This window comes from Streptomyces sp. NPDC046335, assembly GCF_055587985.1.
In genome coordinates this window covers 4304-29250 of sequence record NZ_JBVJFF010000023.1, presented here as the reverse complement: position 1 = coordinate 29250, position 24947 = coordinate 4304, and the positions used below count along the sequence as shown (strand labels likewise).

Annotated in this window: 1 protein-coding gene; it reads left to right on the top strand. The window is 70.8% G+C overall.

The window, feature by feature from the left end:
- Nucleotides 1-44 precede the first annotated feature (44 nt).
- Nucleotides 45-24947 (top strand): type I polyketide synthase, encoded by a 24903-nt coding sequence (locus ACZ6JY_RS38420; RefSeq protein ID WP_469203860.1) that lies wholly within the window; start codon nt 45-47, stop codon nt 24945-24947.

The window sequence follows — 24947 nt, the reverse complement described above, 5'->3', positions numbered from 1 at the left end:
CGTCCACGCGGGTACGGACTCTCACCCAGAGGGGTAGCAAGCACATGTCGACCGACGAGAAGGTCCTCGACTATCTGAAGCGCCTGACCGCGGACCTGCGGCAGACGAAGCAACGTCTCCGCGAGGTCGAGGAGAAGGACAGCGAGCCGATCGCGATCGTCGGCATGAGCTGCCGCTTCCCCGGCGGGGTCGCGTCACCGGAGGACCTGTGGCGTCTGGTCGAGTCGGGCGCGGACGCGGTGGCCGGCTTCCCCACCGACCGCGGCTGGGACCTCCAGTCCCTGTACGACGCGGACCCCGACCACACGGGCACCACCTACGCCCGTGAAGGCGGATTCCTCTACGGCGCGACGGACTTCGACCCCGGCTTCTTCGGGATCTCCCCGCGCGAGGCCGCGGCGATGGACCCGCAGCAGCGGCTGCTCCTGGAAACCTCCTGGGAGGCATTCGAGCGCGCGGGCATCGACCCGACGTCGCTGCGCGGCAGCAGGTCGGGCGTGTTCGTCGGCACGAACGGCCAGGACTACGCGGCGCTGCTGATGGCCGCGCAGGAGGAGGTCGAGGGATACGCGGGCACCGGCATCTCGGCGAGCGTCATCTCCGGCCGCCTGTCGTACACGTTCGGCCTCGAAGGCCCCGCGGTCACGGTCGACACGGCATGCTCGTCCTCCCTGGTCGCCCTGCACCTGGCAGTCCAGGCCCTGCACAAGGGCGAATGCGAAATGGCGCTGGTCGGCGGCGTCACGGTGATGTCCACGCCGGGCTCCTTCATCGAGTTCAGCCGACAGCGCGGCCTCGCCCCCGACGGCCGGTGCAAGGCGTTCTCCGACAGCGCCGACGGCACCGGCTGGGGCGAAGGCGTCGGCATGCTGCTCGTCGAGCGCCTGTCGGACGCCCAGCGCAACGGCCACCAGATCCTCGCCGTAGTCCGCGGCTCGGCGGTGAACCAGGACGGCGCGTCCAACGGCCTGACCGCCCCCAACGGCCCTTCCCAGCAGCGCGTCATCCGCCAGGCCCTGGCGAGCGCGGGACTGACCCCGGCCGACGTGGACGCCATGGAGGCCCACGGCACCGGCACCAAGCTGGGCGACCCGATCGAGGCCCAGGCCCTCCTTGCCACCTACGGCCAGGACCGCCCCGTCGACCGGCCGCTGTGGCTCGGCTCGATCAAGTCAAACATCGGCCACACCCAGGCCGCCGCGGGCGTCGCCGGTGTCATCAAGATGGTCATGTCGATGCGGCACGGCGTACTCCCCAAGACGCTGCACGTCACCGAGCCGTCATCGCACGTGGACTGGTCCGCCGGCGCCGTGGAACTGCTGACGGAGACCCGCTCGTGGCCGCGGACGGGACAGCCGTGGCGGGCCGGCATCTCGTCGTTCGGCGTGAGCGGCACCAACGCGCACACCATCATCGAGCAGGCCCCGGAACCCGAGGAGCCGACTCCTCCAGTGGCGTCCGCCGCGGCCGGACCGGTGCCGTGGGTCCTGTCGGCACGGAGCGCCGAGGCACTGCGGGACCAGGCGGCGCGGCTGATCACCGGCATCATCGGCCTGGACCCCAGGGACGTCGGCTTCTCCCTCGCGACGACGCGGGCGTCCCTCGAACAGCGCGCGGTCGTCCTCGTGGACGACGAGGAGACCCGGCTGACCGCTCTCACCGCCCTGGCCGAGGGCAGGCAGGCGGCGAGCGTGACGACGGGTTCCGCCGCCCCCGGCCCGCTGGGGTTCCTTTTCTCGGGGCAGGGTTCGCAGCGCCTCGGCATGGGCCGCGAACTGGCCAACCAGTACCCGGTGTTCGCGGACGCCCTGAACGCCGTACTGGATGAGTGTGATCCGCGGGTGCGTGAGGTGCTGTTCGGTGAGGATGCCGAGGCGCTGAATGAGACGGGGGTGACGCAGCCTGCGCTGTTCGCGGTGGAGGTGGCGCTGTTCCGCCTGCTTGAGTCGTGGGGTGTGCGCCCGGATGTTCTGGCTGGTCATTCGATAGGTGAGTTGGCTGCCGCGCATGTGGCGGGTGTGTGGTCGCTGGCTGATGTGGTGAAGGTGGTGTCGGCGCGGGGTGCGCTGATGCAGGCGCTGCCTGTGGGCGGTGCGATGGTCGCGGTCCAGGCGTCCGAGGCCGAGATCGCCCCGGACCTGTCGGAGACGGTGGGCCTTGCCGCCGTCAACGGCCCCACCTCCGTGGTCATCTCCGGTGTCGCCGCTGATGTGGAGGTGGTCGCGGAGCGGTGGCGTGGGGCGGGCCGGAAGGTGTCGCGGTTGAAGGTCAGCCATGCGTTCCACTCGCCGCTGATGGACCCGATGCTGGACGAGTTCCGCCGGGTGCTTGAGAGCGTGTCGTACGAGGTGCCCATGCTTCCGATCGTGTCGACGCTGACGGGCGGCCCGGCCACTGCCGATGAGCTGATGTCGGTGGAGTACTGGGTGCGGCATGTGCGTGAACCGGTGCGGTTCCATGACGCGGTGGTGGCGCTGCGTGAGCAGGGCGTGGAGATGTTCGTCGAGGTCGGGCCCGGCGGGACGCTGTCCGCTCTGGGGCTGGGGTGTGCGCCGGACGCGGTGTTCCTGCCCGCGTTGCGTGCGGACCGGCCGGAGGTGGCCGCGCTTGTCACCGCTGTCGCTGCCCTGCACACGCGGGGTGTGACGGTCGACTGGGCAGCGTATTTCGCGGGCAGCGGCGCCCGGCGGGTCGACCTGCCGACGTACGCCTTCCAGCGCGAGCGCTACTGGCTGGACGCAGCGGTCGGCCGGCGCGCCGGGACGCTGTCGCCGACGGAGACGCGGTTCTGGGAAGTCGTCGAAGACGGTGACCTTGCTGACGCCGCCCGTACGTTCGATGTGTCGTCGGATGCTCCGTTGAGTGAGGTGTTGCCGAGGCTTTCGGCGTGGCGCAGGGAGCAGCAGGGTCGCGCCACGGTGGATGGTTGGCGGTACCGGGTCGAGTGGCGGTCGGTGGCTGCGGCTGCCGCGCCCGGGCGCCTGGCTGGTGCGTGGTTGGTTGTCGCGCCGGTTGGTGAGGGGCGTGCCGAGTGGGTGCGTGCGTCGCTGACGCGTAACGGTGCGGTTGATGTACGTGTCCTGCTGGTGGACCCGGAGGCGGTCGACTGGGCGGAGGAGCTGGCCGGCCTGACGGCTCTGGACGGGGTCGTCTCGTTGTTGGGGCTTGCTGATGCGGGTGGGTCGGCGGTGCCTGCGGGTGTTGTGGCCACGGTTGGCTTGTTGCGGGCGCTGGGTGAGGCGGAGGTGCCGCTGTGGTGCCTGACGTCGGGTGCGGTGGCTGCGGGTTCGGCTGATGAGGTTGCCGGGTTCGAGCAGTCGATGTTGTGGGGTCTGGGGCGGGTGGCCGCGCTGGAGCAGTCCGGCCGCTGGGGCGGTCTCATCGACCTGCCCGAAGCGCAGGACGACGCAGCCGGCGATCTGCTGGTTTCAGTGCTCGCCGGAACGGGTGGCGAGGACCAGGTCGCGCTGCGTGGCGGCGAGGTTCTGGGGCGCAGGCTGGTGCCCGCACCACTGGGCAACGCGTTCGGGACGGGCTGGTCGCCGCGTGGGACTGTCCTGGTCACAGGTGGTACCGGTGCGCTCGGCGCGCATGTCGCCAGATGGCTGGTGGCGAAGGGCGCCGAGCACCTGTTGCTGACCAACAGGCGCGGCCTGGCGGCCGATGGGGCGAAGGAACTGCACGCGGAGCTGTCCGCGCTCGGTGTCCGCGTCACGATCGCGGCCTGCGACGTCGCCGACCGGGACGCCCTGGCAGATGTGCTGGCGTCGGTTCCCGCTGAGTTCCCGCTCACCGGTGTCGTGCATGCGGCGGGTATTGAGCGTTCGGCGTTCCTCGCGGATCTGAATCCGGACGACTTGGGTGAGTTCGCCGATGTGCTGTCGGCGAAGGTGGTGGGCGCGCGGAACCTGCACGAGCTGCTGGCCGACCGGCAGTTGGACGCGTTTGTGTTGTTCTCGTCCATTGCTGGTGTGTGGGGCAGTGGTGGGCAGGGTGCGTATGCGGCGGCCAATGCCTATCTGGATGCGCTGGCCGAGCACCGTAGGGCTCATGGTCTGCCTGCGACGGCGGTTGCGTGGGGTCCGTGGGGTGGTGGCGGCATGGTCGCCGGCGCCGGTCAGGATGCGGCGGAGCAGTTGCGGAGCAGGGGTTTGCCGACGATGGCTCCGGAGGTGGCGATCGCGGGTCTGGCCACGGCGTTGGAGCGTGGTGACGGCAATGTCATCGTCGCTGATGTGGACTGGGAGCGGTTCGCGGGGACGTTCATGGCGCAGCGGCCGAGCCCGTTGCTGGGTGAACTGCCGCAGGTGCGGGCCGCGTTCGAAGCCACTTCGGTGGATGGCGGGGGCATGTCGGCGCTGGCGCAGCGTCTGGCGGGGCTGGATGAGGTGGAGCAGGAGCGGCAGCTCACCGAGTTGGTGCGGTATGAGGCGGCCGCGGTGCTCGGTCATGTGTCGGGTGACGCGTTTTCGGCGTCCCGGGCGTTCAGGGAGCTGGGTTTTGATTCGCTGACGGCGGTGGAGTTGCGTGCCCGGTTGAGCGAGGCCACGGGTGTCACGCTGCCTGCCACGTTGGTTTACGACTACCCGAACGCGGCGGTGCTGGCCGCGTATCTGCGTACGGAACTGTCCGGTGTGGTTCCCACGGTCTCCGCTTCGGCGGCGGTGACGGTTGCGTCCGATGAGCCGATCGCGATCGTGGCGATGGCGTGCCGGTTCCCGGGTGGTGTGTCGAGCCCGGAGGAGTTGTGGGACATAGTCCTGTCGGGTGAGGACGCGGTGTCGGAGTTCCCGACCGACCGTGGCTGGGACTTGGAGGCGTTGTACGACCCCGATCCCGACTCGGTGGGGACCTCGTATTCGCGGTCCGGTGCGTTCTTGTCGGATGTGGGTGCGTTCGATCCGGCGTTCTTCGGTATTTCGCCGCGTGAGGCGCTGGCGATGGACCCGCAGCAGCGGCTGCTCCTGGAGACCTCGTGGGAGGCCTTCGAGCGGGCCGGTGTCGACCCGGCGTCGCTGCGCGGCGAGCGGGTCGGCGTGTTCGTCGGATCGAACATGCAGGACTACGGGCTGGTGCTCGGCGGAGCCGCTGAAGATGTGGGCGGTTATGTGGCGACCGGCAACGCGGCCAGCATGGCGTCCGGCCGTCTGTCGTACACCTTCGGCTTTGAAGGTCCCGCCGTCACGGTGGACACGGCGTGCTCGTCGTCGCTGGTGGCCCTGCACCTGGCGATCCAGGCACTGAGGTCCGGCGAGTGCGAGATGGCCCTAGCGGGCGGTGTGACGGTGATGTCGACGCCGGGTGCGTTCATCGAGTTCAGCCGGCAGCGCGGCCTTGCCATGGACGGGCGGTGCAAGGCGTTCGCCGGCGCCGCTGACGGCACAGGCTGGGGCGAGGGCATCGGCATGCTGTTCGTGGAGCGTCTTTCGGACGCTCAGCGCAACGGTCACCAGGTCCTTGCGGTGGTACGCGGTTCAGCGGTGAACCAGGACGGCGCGTCGAACGGTCTGACGGCGCCGAACGGTCCGTCGCAGCAGCGTGTGATCCGTCAGGCGCTGGCGAGCGCGGGTCTGGCCCCGTCCGAGGTGGACGTGGTCGAGGCGCATGGCACCGGTACGAAGCTGGGCGACCCGATCGAGGCGCAGGCGCTCCTTGCCACCTACGGCCAGGACCGCGGCGGCGAGCCGCTGTTGCTGGGCTCCATCAAGTCCAACATCGGTCACACGCAGGCCGCGGCCGGTGTGGCGGGCGTCATCAAGATGGTCATGGCGATGCGGCACGGGGTGCTGCCGCGCACCCTGCACGTGGACGAACCGTCCCCCCACGTCGACTGGTCCACGGGTGCCGTGGAACTGCTCACCGACGAGCGTGGATGGCCGGTCACGGACCGGCCGTGGCGGGCCGGTGTGTCGTCGTTCGGGTTCAGCGGCACCAACGCGCACACCATCATCGAGCAGGCACCTGCGGTCGAGCGGGAGGAAGCCCCGGAGCCGAGGGCACATGACGGCGGTCTGGTGCCGTGGGTGCTTTCGGCAGGCGACGAGGGCGCGTTGCGCGGCCAGGCTGAGCGGCTGATGGCAGTGGTGGACGCGCACGAACACGATTACGAGCTCGTCGATGTCGGTTACTCGCTCGCGACGACGCGGTCGGCGTTGACCCATCGCGCGGTGATCGTGGCGGCTGACCGGTCCGAGTTCCTGGCCGCCCTGACGGTTGTGGCGGAGGGCCGGGAGGCCGGCGCCGTGGTCACAGGGGCCGCTGATGAGCCCGGCCGGGTGGGGTTCCTTTTCTCGGGTCAGGGTTCGCAGCGTCTCGGTATGGGCCGCGAACTGGCCGCCGAGTACCCGGTGTTCGCGGACGCTCTGGACGCCGTACTGGATGAGTGTGATCCGCGGGTGCGTGAGGTGCTGTTCGGTGAGGATGCCGAGGCGCTGAATGAGACGGGGGTGACGCAGCCCGCGTTGTTCGCGGTGGAGGTGGCGCTGTTCCGTCTCCTTGAGTCGTGGGGTGTTCGGCCGGATGTTCTGGCGGGTCATTCGATCGGCGAGTTGGCCGCCGCGCATGTGGCGGGTGTGTGGTCGCTGGCTGATGCGGTGAAGGTGGTGTCGGCGCGGGGTGCGCTGATGCAGGCGCTGCCTGTGGGCGGTGCGATGGTGGCGGTTCAGGCTTCCGAGGCCGAGGTCGCCTCTGACCTGTCGGAGACGGTGGGCATCGCTGCGGTGAATGGCCCGAACTCGGTGGTCATCTCCGGTGTCGCTGCTGATGTGGAGGCGGTTGCTGAGCGGTGGCGTGCGGCGGGCCGTAAGGTGTCCCGCCTGAAGGTCAGCCATGCGTTCCACTCGCCGCTGATGGAGCCGATGCTCGACGACTTCCGTCGGGTGCTTGAAGAGGTGTCGTACGAGGCGCCGTCGATCCCGATCGTGTCGACGCTGACCGGCGCCCGCGCGAGCGCCGAGGAGCTCGTCTCGCCCGAGTACTGGGTGCGGCACGTACGCGAGTCGGTGCGGTTCGCCGACGCCGTTGACGCACTGGTCGCTGAAGGCGTGGGCACGTTCGTCGAGGTCGGCCCGGGTGGCACGCTGGCAGCGCTGGGCCAGGAGTCCGCGCCGGACGCGACCTTCGTACCGGTGCTAAGGGGCGATCGCCCGGAGGCGGTGGCCGCGATGACGGCCGCCGGACAGCTTCACGTGTGCGGGGTGCGGGTGGACTGGGAGGTGTTCTTCGCCGGCCGTGGTGCGCGGCGGGTGGACCTGCCGACGTACGCATTCCAGCGCGAGCACTTCTGGCCCGATGTGCTGCCGATGGTCGGCAACGTCGCGGCGGCCGGGCTCGGTGCTGCCGAGCACCCGCTGCTCGGCGCGGCTGTCACGGTGGGCGGCGCGGATGGTGTGCTGCTGACTGGCCGGCTGTCTCTTCAGACGCACCCGTGGCTGGCTGACTACGTGGTTCAGGGTTCGGTGTTGCTGCCGGGTGCTGCGTTCGCCGAGTTGGCGGTGCGGGCGGGGGATCAGGTCGGGTGTGACCTGGTGGAGGAGTTGACTCTTGAGGCGCCGCTCGTCCTGCCTGAGAGCGGTTCGGTGCGGGTGCAGGTGTGGGTCGGTGCGGAGGATGAGTCGGGCCGGCGTGAGCTGACCTTCCACTCCAGCGCGGGTGACACCGACGACGGCCATGCGTGGTTGCGGCATGCCACTGGTGTGCTGGGTGAGGGTGGCCGCAGTGATGGGGCTTCGCTGGTCGAGTGGCCGCCGGTGGGTGCGGAGGCTGTGGACCTGGAGGGGTTCTACGGTGGTTTGGCGGAGCTGGGCTTGGATTATGGCCCGGTGTTCCAGGGGCTGCGTTCGGCCTGGCGTCAGGGCGATGCGGTGTTCGCAGAGGTCGCGCTGCCGGAAGGTGTGAAGGCTGAGGGGTTCGGCCTGCACCCGGCGTTGTTGGACGCCGCGTTGCACGTGATTGGGTTGCTGGACGGCGATGCGGAGGGGTTGCCGTTCTCGTGGTCGGGTGTGCGGCTGCACGCCTCGGGTGCTACGGCGCTGCGGGTACGGCTGACACCTGCGGGCGCTGACGGAGTGGCGCTGACGGTCGCTGACGGCTCTGGTGCTCCGGTGGCCACGGTCGACTCGTTGGTGCTGCGCCCGGTGTCGTTCTCGCTGGAACAGCTCGCCGGTGGCGCCCAGGACGACGCGCTGTTCGGCGTCGACTGGGTGCCGGCTCCGCTGGTCGACGGGGATGTTCCGACGGTCGAGTGGAGTGACCTGGAGGCACTGGCGGGAGACTCGGCGGAGCTGCCTGACTTCGTCGTTCTGTCGTGTCCGGTCGCTTCCGGGTCCGACCCGGCTGGCGGTGCGCATGAGGCGGCGCACTGGGCGTTGAACGCGGTTCAGTCCTGGTTGGTGGATGAGCGGTTCGCCGGGTCGCGTCTTGTGATCGTCACCCATGGCGCGATGGCTGCTGCCTCCGATGAGGATGTGCCGAACCTTGCGCAGGCTGCGGTGTGGGGGCTGGTGCGCTCTGCCCAGTCGGAGAACCCTGAGCGGTTCGTGCTGGTCGACCTCGATCACGAGACGGCGTCGCTGGACGTATTGCCGTCCGCGCTGGCCACGGGCGAGCCGCAGTTGGCTGTGCGTTCGGGCGGCGTATGTGTGCCCCGCCTGGCCAGGGTGCGGCAGTCCGTGACGGATGATCCGAGCTTCGGCTTCGGCTTCGGCGAGGGAGCCGTGCTGCTGACCGGCGCGACGGGCATGCTCGGCGGCCTCCTGGCCCGCCACCTGGTTGCTGAGCGAGGCGTACGGAACCTGCTGCTGGTGAGCAGGCGTGGTGTCGCGGCTGATGGTGCCGAGGAACTGCGTGCCGAACTGGTCGAGCTGGGCGCCGAGGTGGCCTTCGCGGCCTGTGACGTGGCCGACCGCGAAGCCCTCAAGGATCTCCTGGCCAAGCATCGGGTGTCGGCCGTCGTCCACACCGCAGGTGTACTGGACGACGGCACGATCGGCTCACTGACCGCCGAGCGGATCGATGGGGTGTTCCGGCCGAAGGTCGACGCTGCTTGGAACCTGCACGAGTTGACCCGTGACCTGGACCTTTCAGCGTTCGTGTTGTTCTCCTCAGTGGCGGGCATTCTCGGTGGCCCTGGGCAGGGCAATTACGCGGCGGCCAACACCTTCCTGGACGCCCTTGCCCAGCACCGCCGGGCTCTCGGTCTGGCTGCGACGTCGCTTGCGTGGGGCCTGTGGGCGTCGCCCGACGGCATGGCCGGCAGCCTTGATGAGGCTGATGTGCGGCGTATCACCAGCGGCGGTGCGATTCCGATTGGCGCGGCCGAGGGGCTGGCGCTGTTCGACGCGGCGGGTTGCTCGGGGCGTGCCGCGTTGGTGCCGATCCCTCTTGATCTGCCGGTGTTGCGTCGGCAGGCGCGTTCGCAGCCTGTGCCGCACATCATGCGTGGGCTCGTTCGAGGCACTGCGCGCAGGACGGTCGAGGCCGGTCTGATGGTTGCCGGGTCGGCGTTGGCGCAGTCGCTGGTGGGGCTGCCTGTGGCGGAGCGGGAGAAGGCCCTGCTGGATCTTGTGCTCGGTCACGTGGCTGTGGTTCTTGGCCATGGTTCGGCGCAGGCGATTGCTCCCGACCGGGCGTTCAAGGAGCTGGGTTTTGACTCGTTGAGCTCGGTGGAGCTGCGTAACCGGTTGAATGCTGCCACCGAGTTGGCGCTGCCGGCCACGCTGGTCTTCGACTATCCGACTCCTGCCGCACTGGCTGCGCACCTTGGTGCCGAGCTGCTGGGCGGGGTGGTCGATGTCGTCGCCGACGACCTGGTCGCGATGGTGGCTGATGAGCCGATCGTGATCGTCGGGATGAGCTGCCGCTTTGCGGGCGGTGTTCGCTCGCCGGAGGACTTGTGGCGCTTGGTGGCCGAGGGCGGCGATGCGGTGTCGCAGTTCCCGACGGACCGTGGCTGGGACATGGACTCCCTCTACGATCCCGACCCGGGTCCCGAGCAGTCGGGCACCACGTACAGCCGTATGGGTGCCTTCCTGGAGGGTGTGGCGGACTTCGATCCGGCGTTCTTCGGGATCTCGCCGCGTGAGGCGCTGGCGATGGACCCGCAGCAGCGACTGCTCCTGGAGACCTCCTGGGAGGCCTTCGAACGAGCCGGTATCGACCCCAACTCGCTGCGGGGCAGCCGGTCGGGCGTGTTCGTCGGCACCAATGGCCAGGACTACGGAGCGTTGCTGATGGCCTCGCGCGAGAGCGTGGAGGGATACGCGGGCACCGGGAATGCGGCAAGTGTCATCTCCGGCCGCCTTTCGTACACGTTCGGTCTTGAGGGCCCGGCGGTGACAGTGGACACGGCGTGCTCCTCGTCACTGGTCGCTCTGCACTGGGCGAGCCAGGCCCTGCACAAGGGTGAGTGTGAACTGGCCTTGGTCGGTGGTGTGACGGTGATGTCGACGCCGGGCGCGTTCATCGAGTTCAGCCGGCAGCGCGGTCTCGCGGTGGACGGCCGGGTCAAGGCGTTCGCCGAGGCCGCCGATGGCACCGGCTGGGGCGAAGGCGTCGGCATGCTGCTCGTCGAGCGTCTGTCGGACGCCCGGCGCAACGGCCACCAGATCCTTGCCGTCGTACGAGGTTCGGCGGTGAACCAGGACGGTGCGTCGAATGGTCTGACGGCGCCGAACGGTCCGTCGCAGCAGCGTGTGATCCGGCAAGCCCTGGCGAGCGCGGGCCTGACCTCGGCCGACGTGGACGCCATGGAGGCGCACGGCACCGGTACGAAGCTGGGTGACCCGATCGAGGCGCAGGCGCTCCTTGCCACCTACGGCCAGGACCGCCCGGCCGATCAGCCCCTGTGGCTGGGGTCGATCAAGTCCAACATCGGTCACACCCAGGCGGCCGCCGGCGTCGCGGGCGTCATCAAGATGGTCATGGCGATGCAGCACGGTGTACTGCCGCGGACGCTGCATGTCGACGAGCCGACCTCGCATGTGGACTGGTCCGCCGGCGCTGTTCAGTTGCTGACGGAGGCGCGCCCGTGGCCGGAGACCGGTCAGCCGTGGCGTGCGGGTGTGTCGTCGTTCGGCGTGAGCGGCACGAACGCGCACACCATCATCGAGCAGGCGCCTGCGGTTGAGCGGGAGGAAGTCCCGGAGCCGAGGGCACATGACGGTGGTCTGGTGCCGTGGGTGCTTTCCGCCAGGAGCGCTGAGGCGCTGCGGGAGCAGGCCGCGCGACTTGAGTCGTTCGTGGACGAGACACCGGATCTGACCGTGGCGGACGTGGGCCGTGCGCTGGTGTCCTCGCGGACGCTGCTTGAGCACCGTGCGGTGGTGGTCGGCGCGGATCGTACGGAACTCCTTGCCGCGTTGGAGTCCATGGCCGAGGGCCGGGCGAACGGTGCCGTGGTCACAGGGGCCGCTGATGAGCCTGACCGGGTGGGTTTCCTGTTCTCGGGACAGGGTTCGCAGCGGCTCGGGATGGGCCGCGAGTTGGCCGACCGGTATCCGGTATTCGCCGAGGCTCTGGACGCCGTACTGGATGAGTGTGACTCGCGGGTGCGTGAGGTGCTGTTCGGCGAGGATGCCGAGGCGCTGAATGAGACGGGGGCGACGCAGCCTGCGCTGTTCGCGGTGGAGGTGGCGCTGTTCCGTCTCCTTGAGTCGTGGGGTGTTCGTCCCGATGTCCTGGCGGGTCACTCGATCGGTGAGCTGGCCGCCGCGCACGTGGCCGGTGTCTGGTCGCTGGCAGACGCGGTGAAGGTGGTGTCGGCGCGTGGTGCGCTGATGCAGGCGCTGCCGTCCGGTGGCGCGATGGTCGCGATCCAGGCTTCCGAGGCCGAGATCGCGGCGGACCTGTCGGAGACGGTGGGCCTTGCCGCCATCAACGGCCCCACCTCTGTGGTTGTTTCCGGTGCCGCCGAGGACGTCGACGCGGTCGCGGAGAAGTGGCGTGACGCGGGCCGCAAGGTGTCGCGGCTGAAGGTCAGCCACGCGTTCCACTCGCCGCTGATGGAGCCGATGCTCGATGACTTCCGTCGGGTGCTTGAAGAGGTGTCGTACGAGGCACCGACGGTTCCGATCGTCTCCACCCTGACCGGCGTCCGCGCCACCACCGACGAGCTCGCCTCGCCCGAGTACTGGGTGCGGCACGTCCGTGAGTCCGTCCGTTTCGCCGACGCCGTCGGCACACTCACGGATGAGGGCGTGGGAACGTTCGTCGAGGTCGGCCCGGGTGGCACGCTGTCCGCGCTGGGCCAGGAGACCGCGCCGGACGCCGTCTTCGTGCCGGTGCTGCGGAACGGCCGCCCCGAGGCCGTGGCCGCAACGACCGCAGCGGGCCAACTGCACGTGCGCGGTGTGCGGGTGGACTGGAACGTGTTCTTCCCGGGCCGTGGTACACGGCACGTGGACCTGCCCACGTACGCCTTCGAGCGTGAACGCTTCTGGCCCGACGTGCTGCCCGCGATCGGCGACGTCTCGGCGGTCGGGCTCGGTGCCGCCGAGCACCCGCTGCTCGGCGCGGCTGTCACGGTGGGCGGTACGGATGGTGTGCTGCTGACCGGTCGGTTGTCTCTTCAGACGCACCCGTGGCTGGCTGACTACGTGGTTCAGGGTTCGGTGCTGCTGCCGGGTGCTGCGTTCGTCGAGTTGGCGGTGCGCGCCGGTGACGAGGTCGGTTGTGACCTGGTGGAGGAGTTGACGCTTGAGGCGCCGCTCGTCCTGCCCGAGAGCGGTTCGGTGCGGGTCCAGGTGTGGGTCGGTGCGGAAGACGAGTCGGGCCGGCGTGAGCTGACCTTCCACTCCAGCGCCAGTGACACCACCGACGGCCGTGCGTGGACCCGTCACGCCACTGGTGTGCTTGGCGCGGGCGGGCGCTCCGGTGGAACTTCGCTGACTGCGTGGCCGCCGGTGGGCGCGCAGGCCGTGGACCTTGAGGGGTTCTACGGTGGTTTGGCGGAGCTGGGCTTGGAATACGGCCCCGTGTTCCAGGGGCTGCGGTCGGCTTGGCGCCAGGGCGATGAGGTGTTCGCCGAGGTCGCGCTGCCGGACGGGGTGAGCGTGGACGGCTTTGCTCTCCACCCGGTGTTGCTGGACGCTGCGTTGCACGCGATCGGCCTGGCCGATGGCGAAGGTGACTCCGGCGGCTTGCCATTCTCGTGGTCGGGTGTGCGGCTGCACGCCTCGGGCGCTACGGCGCTACGGGTACGGCTGGCACCTGCGGGCGCTGACGGAGTGGCGCTCACGGTCGCGGACAGCTCCGGTGCTCCGGTGGCCACGATCGACTCGTTGGTGTTGCGCCCGGTGTCGCTGTCGCTGGAACAGCTCGCCGGTGACGGCCAGGACGACGCGCTGTTCGGCGTCGACTGGATGCCGGTTCCTCTGCCCGGAGACGCCGTACCGACGGCCGAGTGGGCTGACCTGGACGCGCTGGCCGGGTCGGTGGAACTGCCTGACTTCGTCGTTCTGTCGTGTCCGGTCACTTCCCGGTTCGACCCGGCTGGCGGTGCGCATGAGGCGGCGCACTGGGCCTTGAACGCGGTCCAGTCCTGGTTGGCGGATGAGCGGTTCGCCTCGTCGCGGCTGGTGATCGTCACCCATGGCGCGATGGCCGCCACCTCCGATGAGGACGCGCCGAATCTGGCGCAGGCTGCGGTGTGGGGGCTGGTGCGCTCAGCTCAGTCGGAGAACCCGGACCGGTTCGTGCTGGTCGACTTCGACGAGGACACGGCGTCGTTGGACGTGCTGCCGTCCGCGCTGGCCACGGGCGAGCCACAGTTGGCTGTGCGGTCCGGTGGCGTACGTGTGCCCCGCCTGACCAGGGCGCGGCAGTCCGTGACGGACGACCCGGGCTTCGGCGAGGGTGCGGTGCTGATCACTGGCGCGACGGGCACGCTCGGCGGTCTGGTCGCCCGGCACCTGGTCGCCGAGCGTGGTGTGCGTGACCTGCTGCTGGTGAGCAGGCGTGGTGTCGCGGCCGATGGCGCCGAGGAACTGCGTACCGAACTCGTCGAGCTGGGCGCCGAGGTGGCCTTCGCGGCCTGTGACGTGGCAGACCGCGAAGCCCTCAAGGAACTCCTGGCCAAGCATCGGGTGTCGGCCGTCGTCCACACCGCAGGCGTACTGGACGACGGCACGATCGGCTCGCTGACCCCGGACCGGATCGACACCGTCTTCCGGCCCAAGGTCGACGCGGCCTGGCACCTGCACGAACTGACCCGTGACCTGGACCTGTCCGCGTTCGTGCTGTTCTCCTCGGTGGCGGGCATCCTCGGCGGCCCTGGCCAGGGCAATTACGCGGCGGCCAATACCTTCCTGGACGCCCTTGCCCAGCACCGCCGGGCTCTCGGTCTGGCTGCGACGTCGCTTGCCTGGGGTTTGTGGGCGTCGCCCGACGGCATGGCCGGCAGTCTCGATGAGGCTGATGTGCGGCGGATCACGAGCGGGGGTGTGCTTCCGATCGGGGCGGCCGAGGGGCTGGCGCTGTTCGACGCGGCGGGTTGCTCGGGGCGTGCCGCGTTGGTGCCGATCCCTCTTGATCTGCCGGTGTTGCGTCGGCAGGCGCGTTCTCAGCCTGTGCCGCACATGATGCGCGGCCTGGTTCGGGGCACCATGCGCAGGACGGTCGAGGCCGGTCTGGTGGTTGCCGGGTCGGCGTTGGCACGGTCTCTTGCGGGGCTGAGCGCGGCGGAGCGGGAGAAGGCGCTGCTGGACCTCGTTCTCGGTCACGTGGCCGTCGTGCTCGGCCATGGTTCGGCGCAGGCCGTCGCCGCGGACCGGGCGTTCAAGGAGCTGGGTTTTGACTCGCTCAGTTCGGTGGAGCTGCGTAACCGGTTGAATGCTGCCACCGAGTTGGCGCTGCCGGCCACGCTGGTCTTCGACTATCCGACGCCTGCCGCGCTGGCTGCGCACCTTGGCGCGGAGTTGCTGGGCGGGGTGGTCGATGTCGTTGCCGACGACGTGGTGGCGATGGTGGCTGATGAGCCGATCGTGATCGTCGGGATGAGCTGCCGCTTTGCGGGCGGTGTTCGCTCGCCGGAGGACTTGTGGCGCTTGGTGGCCGAGGGCGGCGACGCGGTGTCGCAGTTCCCGACCGACCGTGGCTGGGACATGGACTCGCTCTACGACCCGGACCCTGGTCCCGAGCAGTCGGGCACCACGTACAGCCGTATGGGTGCCTTCCTGGAGGGTGTGGCGGACTTCGATCCGGCGTTCTTCGGGATCTCGCCGCGTGAGGCGCTGGCGATGGACCCGCAGCAGCGGCTGCTCCTGGAGGCTTCCTGGGAGGCCTTCGAACGAGCCGGTATCGACCCCAACTCACTGCGCGGCAGCCGTTCCGGTGTCTTCGTCGGCACCAATGGCCAGGACTACGGAGCGTTGCTGATGGCCTCGCGCGAGAGCGTGGAGGGATACGCGGGAACCGGTAACGCGGCAAGTGTCATCTCCGGCCGCCTGTCCTACACGTTCGGCCTTGAGGGTCCGGCCGTCACCGTCGACACCGCGTGCTCCTCGTCGCTGGTCGCTTTGCACTGGGCGAGCCAGGCACTGCACAAGGGTGAGTGTGAACTGGCCCTGGTCGGTGGTGTGACGGTGATGTCGACGCCGGGTGCGTTCATCGAGTTCAGTCGGCAGCGCGGTCTCGCGGTGGACGGCCGGGTCAAGGCGTTCGCCGAGGCCGCTGATGGCACCGGCTGGGGCGAGGGCGTCGGCATGCTGCTCGTGGAGCGGCTGTCCGATGCCCGGCGCAACGGCCACCAGATCCTTGCCGTCGTACGCGGCTCCGCCGTCAACCAGGACGGTGCGTCCAACGGCCTGACCGCACCCAACGGCCCCTCCCAGCAGCGCGTCATCCGCCAAGCCCTGGCCAGCGCGGGCTTGACCTCGGCCGACGTGGACGCCATGGAGGCCCACGGCACCGGCACCACCCTCGGTGACCCGATCGAGGCCCAAGCCCTGCTTGCCACTTACGGCCAGGACCGTTCCGCCGATCGACCCCTGTGGCTGGGCTCGGTGAAGTCGAACATCGGCCACACCCAGGCGGCCGCCGGCGTCGCGGGCGTCATCAAGATGGTCATGGCGATGCAGCACGGCATGCTTCCCAAGACCCTCCACGTGGACGAGCCGTCGTCGCACGTGGACTGGTCCACCGGTGCGGTGGAGCTGCTGACGGAGGCGCGCCCGTGGCCGGAGACCGGCCAGCCCTGGCGCGCGGGTGTGTCGTCGTTTGGCGTGAGCGGCACCAACGCGCACACCATCATCGAGCAGGCGCCCGCGGTCGAGCGGCAGGAAGCCCCGGAGCCGAGGGAGCATGACGGTGGTCCGGTGCCGTGGGTGCTGTCGGCCAAGAGCGCCGAGGCGCTGCGGGAGCAGGCCGCACGGCTCAGGGCCTTCGCGGACACGACTCCCGAGCTGACTGTGCCGGACGTGGGCCGTGCGCTGGTGTCCTCGCGGGCGGTGCTTGAGCACCGTGCGGTGGTGGTCGCCGATGAGCGTTCGGAGTTCGTGGCCGCGCTGACGGCCATGGCCGAGGGGCGGGCGACCGGCGCCGCGGTCACAGGGGCCGCTGATGAGCCTGGCCGGGTGGGTTTCCTGTTCTCGGGGCAGGGTTCGCAGCGGCTCGGCATGGGCCGCGAACTGGCCGCTCAGTACACGGTGTTCGCCGAGGCGCTGGACGCCGTACTCAACGAATGCGACCCGCAGGTGCGTGAGGTGCTGTTCGGCGAGGACGCCGACGCGCTGAACGAGACCGGGGTGACGCAGCCCGCGCTGTTCGCCATCGAGGTGGCGCTGTTCCGCCTCCTTGAGTCGTGGGGCGTCCGCCCCGACATGCTGGCGGGTCACTCGATCGGTGAGCTGGCCGCCGCGCACGTGGCCGGTGTCTGGTCGCTGGCAGACGCGGTCAAGGTGGTGTCGGCGCGAGGCGTGCTGATGCAGGCGCTGCCCGCGGGCGGTGCGATGGTCGCGATCCAGGCGACCGAGTCCGAGATCGCCCCGGACCTGTCGGAGACCGTGGGCATCGCAGCGGTCAACGGCCCGAACTCGGTGGTCGTCTCCGGTGTCGCCGCCGACGTCGAGAAGGTCTCGGAGCGGTGGCGTGCGGCGGGCCGGAAGGTGTCTCGCCTGAAGGTCAGCCACGCGTTCCACTCGCCGCTGATGGACCCGATGCTTGATGACTTCCGCAGGGTGCTTGAAGAGGTGTCGTACGAGGCGCCGACGGTTCCGATCGTGTCGACGCTGACCGGCGTCCGCGCCACCACCGACGAGCTCGCCTCGCCCGAGTACTGGGTGCGGCACGTACGCGAGTCCGTCCGCTTCGCCGACGCCGTCGGCACACTCACGGATGAGGGCGTGGGAACGTTCGTCGAGGTCGGCCCGGGTGGCACGCTGTCGGCGCTGGGGCGGGAGACCGCGCCGGACGCCGTCTTCGTACCGGTACTGCGAAACGACCGCCCCGAGGCCGTATCCGCAACGACCGCAGCGGGCCAACTGCACGTGTGTGGCGTGCGGGTGGACTGGAACGTGTTCTTCCCGGGCCGTGGTACACGGCACGTGGACCTGCCCACGTACGCCTTCGAGCGTGAACGCTTCTGGCCCGACGTGCTGCCCGCGATCGGAGACGTCGCGGCGGCCGGGCTCGGCCCGGCGGAGCACCCGCTGCTCAGCGCGGCTGTCACGGTGGGCGGCACGGATGGTGTGCTGCTGACCGGTCGGCTGTCGCTTCAGACGCACCCGTGGCTGGCCGACTCCCTCGTACAGGATTCGGTGCTGCTGCCCGGTGCTGCGTTCGTCGAGCTGGCGGTGCGTGCGGGCGATCAGGTCGGGTGTGACCTGGTCGAGGAGTTGACGCTTGAGGCACCCCTCGTCCTGCCCGAGAGCGGTTCGGTGCGGGTCCAGGTGTGGGTCGGCGCCGAGGACTCTTCGGGCCGGCGCGAGCTGACGATTCACTCCAGCGCGGGTGACACCGACGACGGCCGTGCGTGGACCCGTCACGCCTCCGGCGTGCTGGGCGCGGGCGGGCGCTCCGACGGGGCTTCGCTGGTCGAGTGGCCGCCCGCCGACGCGGACGCCGTGGACCTGGACGGCTACTACGACCGCATGGTCGCGGGAGGCTTCGGTTACGGCCCGGTGTTCCAGGGGCTGCGGTCGGCCTGGCGCCAGGGCGATGAGGTGTTCGCCGAGGTCGCGCTGCCGGACGGGGTGAGCGTGGACGGTTTTGCTCTGCATCCGGCGTTGCTGGAGGCGGCATTGCACGCGATCGGCCTGGCCGATGGCGAAGGCGAATCCGGCGGCTTGCCGTTCTCGTGGTCGGGTGTGCGGCTGCACGCCTCGGGCGCTACGGCGCTGCGGGTACGGCTGACGCCCACCGGCACCACCGACGGAGTGGCGCTCACGGTCGCGGACGGCTCCGGTGCCCCGGTGGCCACGATCGACTCGCTGGTGCTGCGCCCCATGACGACGAAGCCGTCGCGGCAGGACCGGGAGTCGCTGTTCGGCGTCGACTGGGTGCCGGTTTCCCTGCCCGGGGACGATGTCCCGACGGTCGAGTGGACTGACCTGGAGGCGCTGGCGGACTCCCCGGAGCTGCCCGACTTCGTCGTCCTGCCGTGCCCGGTCGCCACCACGTCCGACCCGGTCGCCACCACGTCCGACCAGGTGACCGACACGTCTGACCCGGTAGCCGGCGCGCACGCGGCGGCCCACTGGGCGCTGCACACGGTCCAAGCCTGGCTCGATGACGAGCGGTACGACGCGGCGCGCCTGGTCATCGTCACCAGTGGCGCGATCGCCGCCACGGCCGACGACGACGTACGAGATGTCGCGCAGGCGGCGGTGTGGGGGCTGCTGCGCTCTGCCCAGTCGGAGAACCCCGACCGGATCGTGCTGGTCGACCTCGACGAGGACACGGCATCGCTGGACGCGCTGCCGTCCGCGCTGGCCACGGGTGAGCCGCAGATGGCCGTGCGTTCGGGCGCCGTCAGCGCGCCCCGCCTGGCCAGGGCCCGGCAGTCCGTGACGGACGACCCCGGCTTCGGCGAAGGCACCGTACTGCTGACCGGCGCGACAGGCACGCTCGGCGGCCTCCTCGCCCGCCACCTGGTCGCCGAGCGAGGCGTACGGAACCTGCTGCTGGTGAGCAGGCGCGGCGCCGCAGCCGACGGCGCCGAGCAACTGCGCGACGAACTGGTCGAGGCGGGCGCCGAGGTGACGTACGCGGCCTGTGACGTGGCCGACCGCGAAGCCCTCAAGGCTCTGCTCTCCGGGCACGACATCTCCGCCGTCGTCCACACCGCAGGCGTACTGGACGACGGCACGATCGGCTCGCTCACCCCCGACCGGATCGACACCGTCTTCCGGCCCAAGGTCGACGCGGCCTGGTACCTACACGAACTGACCCGCGACCTGGACCTGTCCGCGTTCGTCCTGTTCTCCTCGGCGGCGGGCACTCTCGGTGACCCCGCGCAGGGCAACTGCGCGGCGGCCAGCACCTTCCTGGACGCCCTCGCACAGCACCGCCGCGCCGCCGGCCTGCCCGCCACGTCGCTGGCATGGGGCCCCTGGACGGCGGACGGCACAGCAGCCGACCTCGACGAGGCCGACATACAGCCGATGCCCCGCACCGGCGTGCCCCGGACCGGCGAGACCCCGACCGGCGTGACCCCGACCGGCGTGACCCCGACCGGCGTGACCCCGACCGGCGTGACCGAGGCCTTGGCCCTGTTCGACGCGGCGGGTCCGGAAGGGCGTGCCGCGCTGGTTCCGGTTTCCCTGGATCTGCTGGCGCTGCACCGGCAGGCGCGCTCCCAGCCCGTGCCGCACATGCTGCGCGGCCTGGTACGGGGAACCGTGCGCAGGGCCGCCGGGTCCGGGGCCGCCGAGTCCACGCTGGCGCGGTCTCTCGCGGGGCTGAGCGCGGCGGAGCGGGAGAAGGCGCTGCTGGACCTCGTTCTCGGTCACGTGGCCGTCGTGCTCGGCCATGGTTCGGCGCAGGCCGTCGTACCGGATCGCGCGTTCAAGGAGCTCGGGTTCGACTCGCTGACCGCCGTCGAGTTCCGCGACCGGCTCAACGCGGCCACCGAACTGCGGCTGCCCGCCACGCTGGTCTTCGACTACCCGACGCCTGCCGCGCTCGTCGCGCACCTCGGTGCCGAACTCGCGGGCACGCCCGTCGCCGCGGCACGCACCCGTACGACGGTCGCCGTGGCGGACGAGCCGATCGCGATCGTCGGCATGAGCTGCCGTTTCCCCGGCGGGGTGAACTCGCCCGAGGACCTGTGGCGCCTTGTTTCGGACGGTACCGATGCCATCAGCGGGTTCCCCGGGAACCGAGGCTGGGACCTGGACGCCATCTACCACCCGGACCCCGACCACATGGGCACCACCTACACCCGCGAGGGCGGCTTCCTGCACGACGCCGACCTGTTCGACCCGACGTTCTTCGGGATCTCGCCGCGTGAGGCGCTGTCGATGGACCCGCAGCACCGGCTGCTCCTGGAGACGACATGGGAGGCGTTCGAGCGGGCCGGTATCGACCCGGAATCGGTGCGGGGGCGCGACATCGGCGTCTACGCCGGTACCAGCATCCAGGACTACACCACGCTGCTGGGGGCGAGCGAGGAGAGCGTCGAGGGATACGTCGGTACGGGCAACGCGGCGAGTGTCACCTCCGGCCGCCTGTCCTACACGTTCGGCCTTGAGGGACCTGCCGTGACGGTCGACACCGCGTGTTCGTCCTCGCTGGTGGCCCTGCACCTGGCCGTGCAGGCGGTGCGGTCGGGGGAGTGCTCGATGGCGCTGGCCGGCGGTGTGGCGGTGATGACGACGCCTGGCGCGTTCCTGGACTTCAGCCGTCAGCGCGGCCTGTCCGCCGACGGCCGGTGCAAGCCGTTCTCGTCGGACGCCGACGGTACCGGCTGGGGCGAGGGCGTCGGCATGCTCGTCCTTGAGCGGCTGTCCGACGCGCAGAGCAACGGTCACACGGTCCTTGCCGTCGTGCGGGGTTCGGCGGTGAACCAGGACGGCGCGTCGAACGGTCTGACCGCCCCGAACGGGCCTTCGCAGCAGCGGGTGATCCGCCAGGCGCTGGCCAGTGCGGGCCTGGAGTCGGCCGACGTGGACGCCATGGAGGCACACGGCACCGGCACGAAGCTGGGTGACCCGATCGAGGCGCAGGCGCTGCTCGCCACCTACGGCCAGGACCGCCCCGCCGATCAGCCCCTGTGGCTCGGATCGCTGAAGTCGAACATCGGTCACACGCAGGCCGCCGCGGGCGTCGCCGGTGTCATCAAGATGGTCATGGCGATGCGGCACGGTGTGCTGCCCAAGACCCTGCACGTCGCCGAGCCGACCCCGCAGGTCGACTGGTCGGCCGGTGACATCGAGCTCCTCACCGAGGCGCGCGACTGGCCGGACATCGACCGGCCGCGCCGGTTCGCCGTGTCGTCGTTCGGCTTCAGCGGCACCAACGCGCACGCCATCATCGAGCAGGCGCCGGTCACCCAGGCCGCCGCGAGGAGGGCCGCTCCGAAGGCCGCTCCGAAGGCCGCGCCGGAGCCGTCCGTGCTGCCGCTGCTGGTGTCGGCCAAGAGCGACGACGCGCTGCGGGCGCAGGCCGAGCGGCTGCGTGCCCACCTCACGTCGCACCCGGAGCTGAATCTGCTCGACGTCGTCGGCACCCTCGCGGACACGCGGGCCGCCCTGGACCACCGGGCGGTCGTCGTGGGGCAGGACCGTGACGGGCTGCTCTCGGCCCTCACCGCGTTCATCGAGGGGCGAACCGCGAACGGCCTCGTCTCCGGCGTCGCGGCGGGGCACCGGACGGCGTTCCTGTTCTCCGGCCAGGGCGCACAGCGCCTGGGCATGGGCCGCGAAATGTACGAGCACTTCCCGGTGTTCGCCGAAGCGCTCGACGAGGTCTGCGCCCACCTGGACGCCCACCTGGGCGCCCACCTGGACACCGACGTGGACGCCGGCCGACCACTGCGAGACCTGCTGTTCGGCGACGACGCCGACGCGCTGAACGAGACGGGCGTGACGCAGCCCGCGCTGTTCGCGGTCGAGGTCGCCCTGTTCCGGCTGCTGGAATCCTGGGGCGTCCGCCCCGAGATGCTGGCAGGCCACTCGATCGGCGAGCTGGCCGCGGCCCACGTGGCCGGCGTCTGGTCGCTGGCCGACGCCGCCGCGGTCGTGGCGAGCCGGGGGCGCCTGATGCAGGCGCTGCCCGAGGGCGGCGCGATGTTCGCCATCCAGGCGAGCGAGGCCGAGATCCTGCCGGAGCTGACCGGCACCGTGGGCATCGCCGCGGTGAACGGCCCGACCTCGGTGGTCATCTCCGGCGTCGCCGCCGACGCCGAGGCCATCGCCGGGCGTTGGCGTGAGAGCGGGCGGAAGGTGACACGGCTGCGCGTCAGCCACGCCTTCCACTCGCCGCTCATGGAGCCGATGCTCGGCGACTTCCGCCGGGTGCTCGAAGAGATCTCGTACGAGGCGCCGAAGATCCCCATCGTGTCGACGCTGACCGGCGCCCGCGCCACCGCCGAGGAGCTCGCATCCCCGGAGTACTGGGTGCGGCACGTGCGGGAGTCGGTGCGGTTCGCCGACGCCGTCGGCACACTGCGGGAGCAGGGCGTCGACGCGTTCCTGGAGATCGGGCCGGGCGGGGTGCTCACCGCGCTGGGCCAGGAGAGCGCACCCGACGCCGCGTTCGTGCCCGCACTGCGCGGCGACCGGCCCGAGGCGCTCGAACTGGCCACGGCCGCGGCCAGGCTGCACGTGCTCGGCGTCACCGTCGACTGGACCGCGCTGACCGCCGGCGGCACCCACATCGACCTGCCCACCTACGCCTTCCAACGGCAGAGGTTCTGGCCGACCCCGGCCGCCGGGACCCCGGCGGGCGACGTCTCAGGAGCCGTCGACGCGCGGTTCTGGGCGGCCGTGGCCGACGGCGACCTCGGTGAACTCGCGGACGAGCTGGCCGTGTCCCTCGACGAACCGATCAGCGCCGTACTGCCCCGCCTCTCGTCGTGGCGGCGGGAACAGGCCGAGAACTCCGCGGTCGACGGCCTGCGCTACCGCGTCACCTGGCAGCCGGTGAGCGAGCCCACCGCGGCGCTCACGGGCACCTGGCTCGTGGTCAGCCGGGACGGCGCCGACGAGGAAACCGTCGCCGCCGCGCTGAGCAGGCACGGCGCGCGGGTCGTACCCGTCCGGACCGGCGAAGCTGTGGACCGCGAAGCACTCGCGGCCCGGATGGCGACCGGCGAGCCCGTCGCGGGCGTGCTCTCGCTGTTCGCCCTCGACCCCGAACTGCCCTCCGGCGGCCTGTACGCGACACTCGCCCTGGTCCAGGCACTCAGCGACATCGGCCTCGCCGCCCCGCTGTGGTGCGCGACGCGCGGCGGAGTCACCACCGGCGGCTCCGACACACCCGCCGACCCCGAGCAGGCGATGGTGTGGGGACTCGGCCGGGTCGTCGCACTGGAACACCCCGAAAGCTGGGGCGGCCTCATCGACCTGCCCGGCACCCTCGACGAACGCGGCGGCGCCCGCCTCGCGGGCGTCCTGTCCGGAACACAGGCCGATGACCAGGTCGCGCTCCGCGCGGGCGGCATGTACGGCCGCAGGCTCCTGCCGGTGACATCGGCACACCTGGGCGACTGGGACCCCACAGGCACGGTCCTCGTCACCGGCGGCACCGGCTCGCTCGGCAGGCACGTCGCCAGGTGGCTGGTGGCCAAGGGTGCCGAACACCTGCTGCTGACCAGCAGGCGCGGCATGGAGGCCGACGGCGCGAAGGAGCTGCACGCGGAGCTGACCGAGCTGGGCGCCCGCGTCACGATCGCGGCCTGCGACGTCGCCGACCGCGACGCGCTCAGGGACCTGCTGGCCTCGGTCCCCGCCGAGTTCCCGCTCACCGCGGTCGTGCACGCGGCGGGCACCCTGGACGACGGCGTACTGTCCGCACTCACCACGGAGCGGCTCGACGCCGTGCTGCGGCCGAAGACCGTCGCCGCGGCCAACCTGGACGAGCTGACCCGCGACCTGGACCTGTCGGCGTTCGTGATGTTCTCCTCCGTGTCGGGTACGTTCGGAGCGACGGCCCAGGGCAACTACGCGCCGGCCAACGCCTTCCTCGACGCACTCGCCGAACAGCGCGTGGCCGCGGGCCTGCCCGCGACCGCTGTCGCCTGGGGACCCTGGGGCGGCGGCGGCATGGTCGACGGGCAGCTCGGCGAACAGATGCGCCGCCGCGGCCTGGCACCGATGGAACCCGAGCAGGCCGTCGCCGCGATGGACAGGGCCGTCCGTCAGGGCGACCCGACGGCGCTGGTCGCGGACGTCGACTGGAGCGTGTTCGCCCCGGCCTTCACCTCCGTGCGGCCCAGCCCGCTGTTCCAGGACCTGCCCGGCGTGCACCGCGCCCAGGGCCCCGCAGAGGCGTCGGCCCCGGCCGACAGGATGGCCAAGATCACCGAACTGTCCGGACCTGAGCGCGAACGCGCCGTGCTCGACATGGTGCGGGAGGCGGCGGCCGCCGTCCTCGGACACGAGGGCACCAAGCTGGTCGAACCCGGCCGCCCCTTCCAGGAGTTGGGCTTCGACTCGCTCACCGCGGTCGAGTTCCGCAACCTCCTCAACGTCACCACCGGACTGACTTTGCCCGCCACCCTCGTCTTCGACTTCCCCACGCCGTCCGCGCTCGCCGCGCACGTGCTCGACGGGCTGCCGGGCGGCGGCACACCGACCATCGACACCGAACTGGACCGACTGGAGTCCACGCTGTCCCTCCTCACACCGGACGACGAGCAGAGCGCGGCCGTCGGAGACCGACTCCGCACCCTGCTGTCCATGTGGGACGAAACGCACAACCGCACAGAACCCGCCGAGTCCGGAACGGACGCGCGTACCGCGTCGGCGGATGAGCTGCTCGCGCTGCTCGACGAACAACTTGGCAACTCCTGA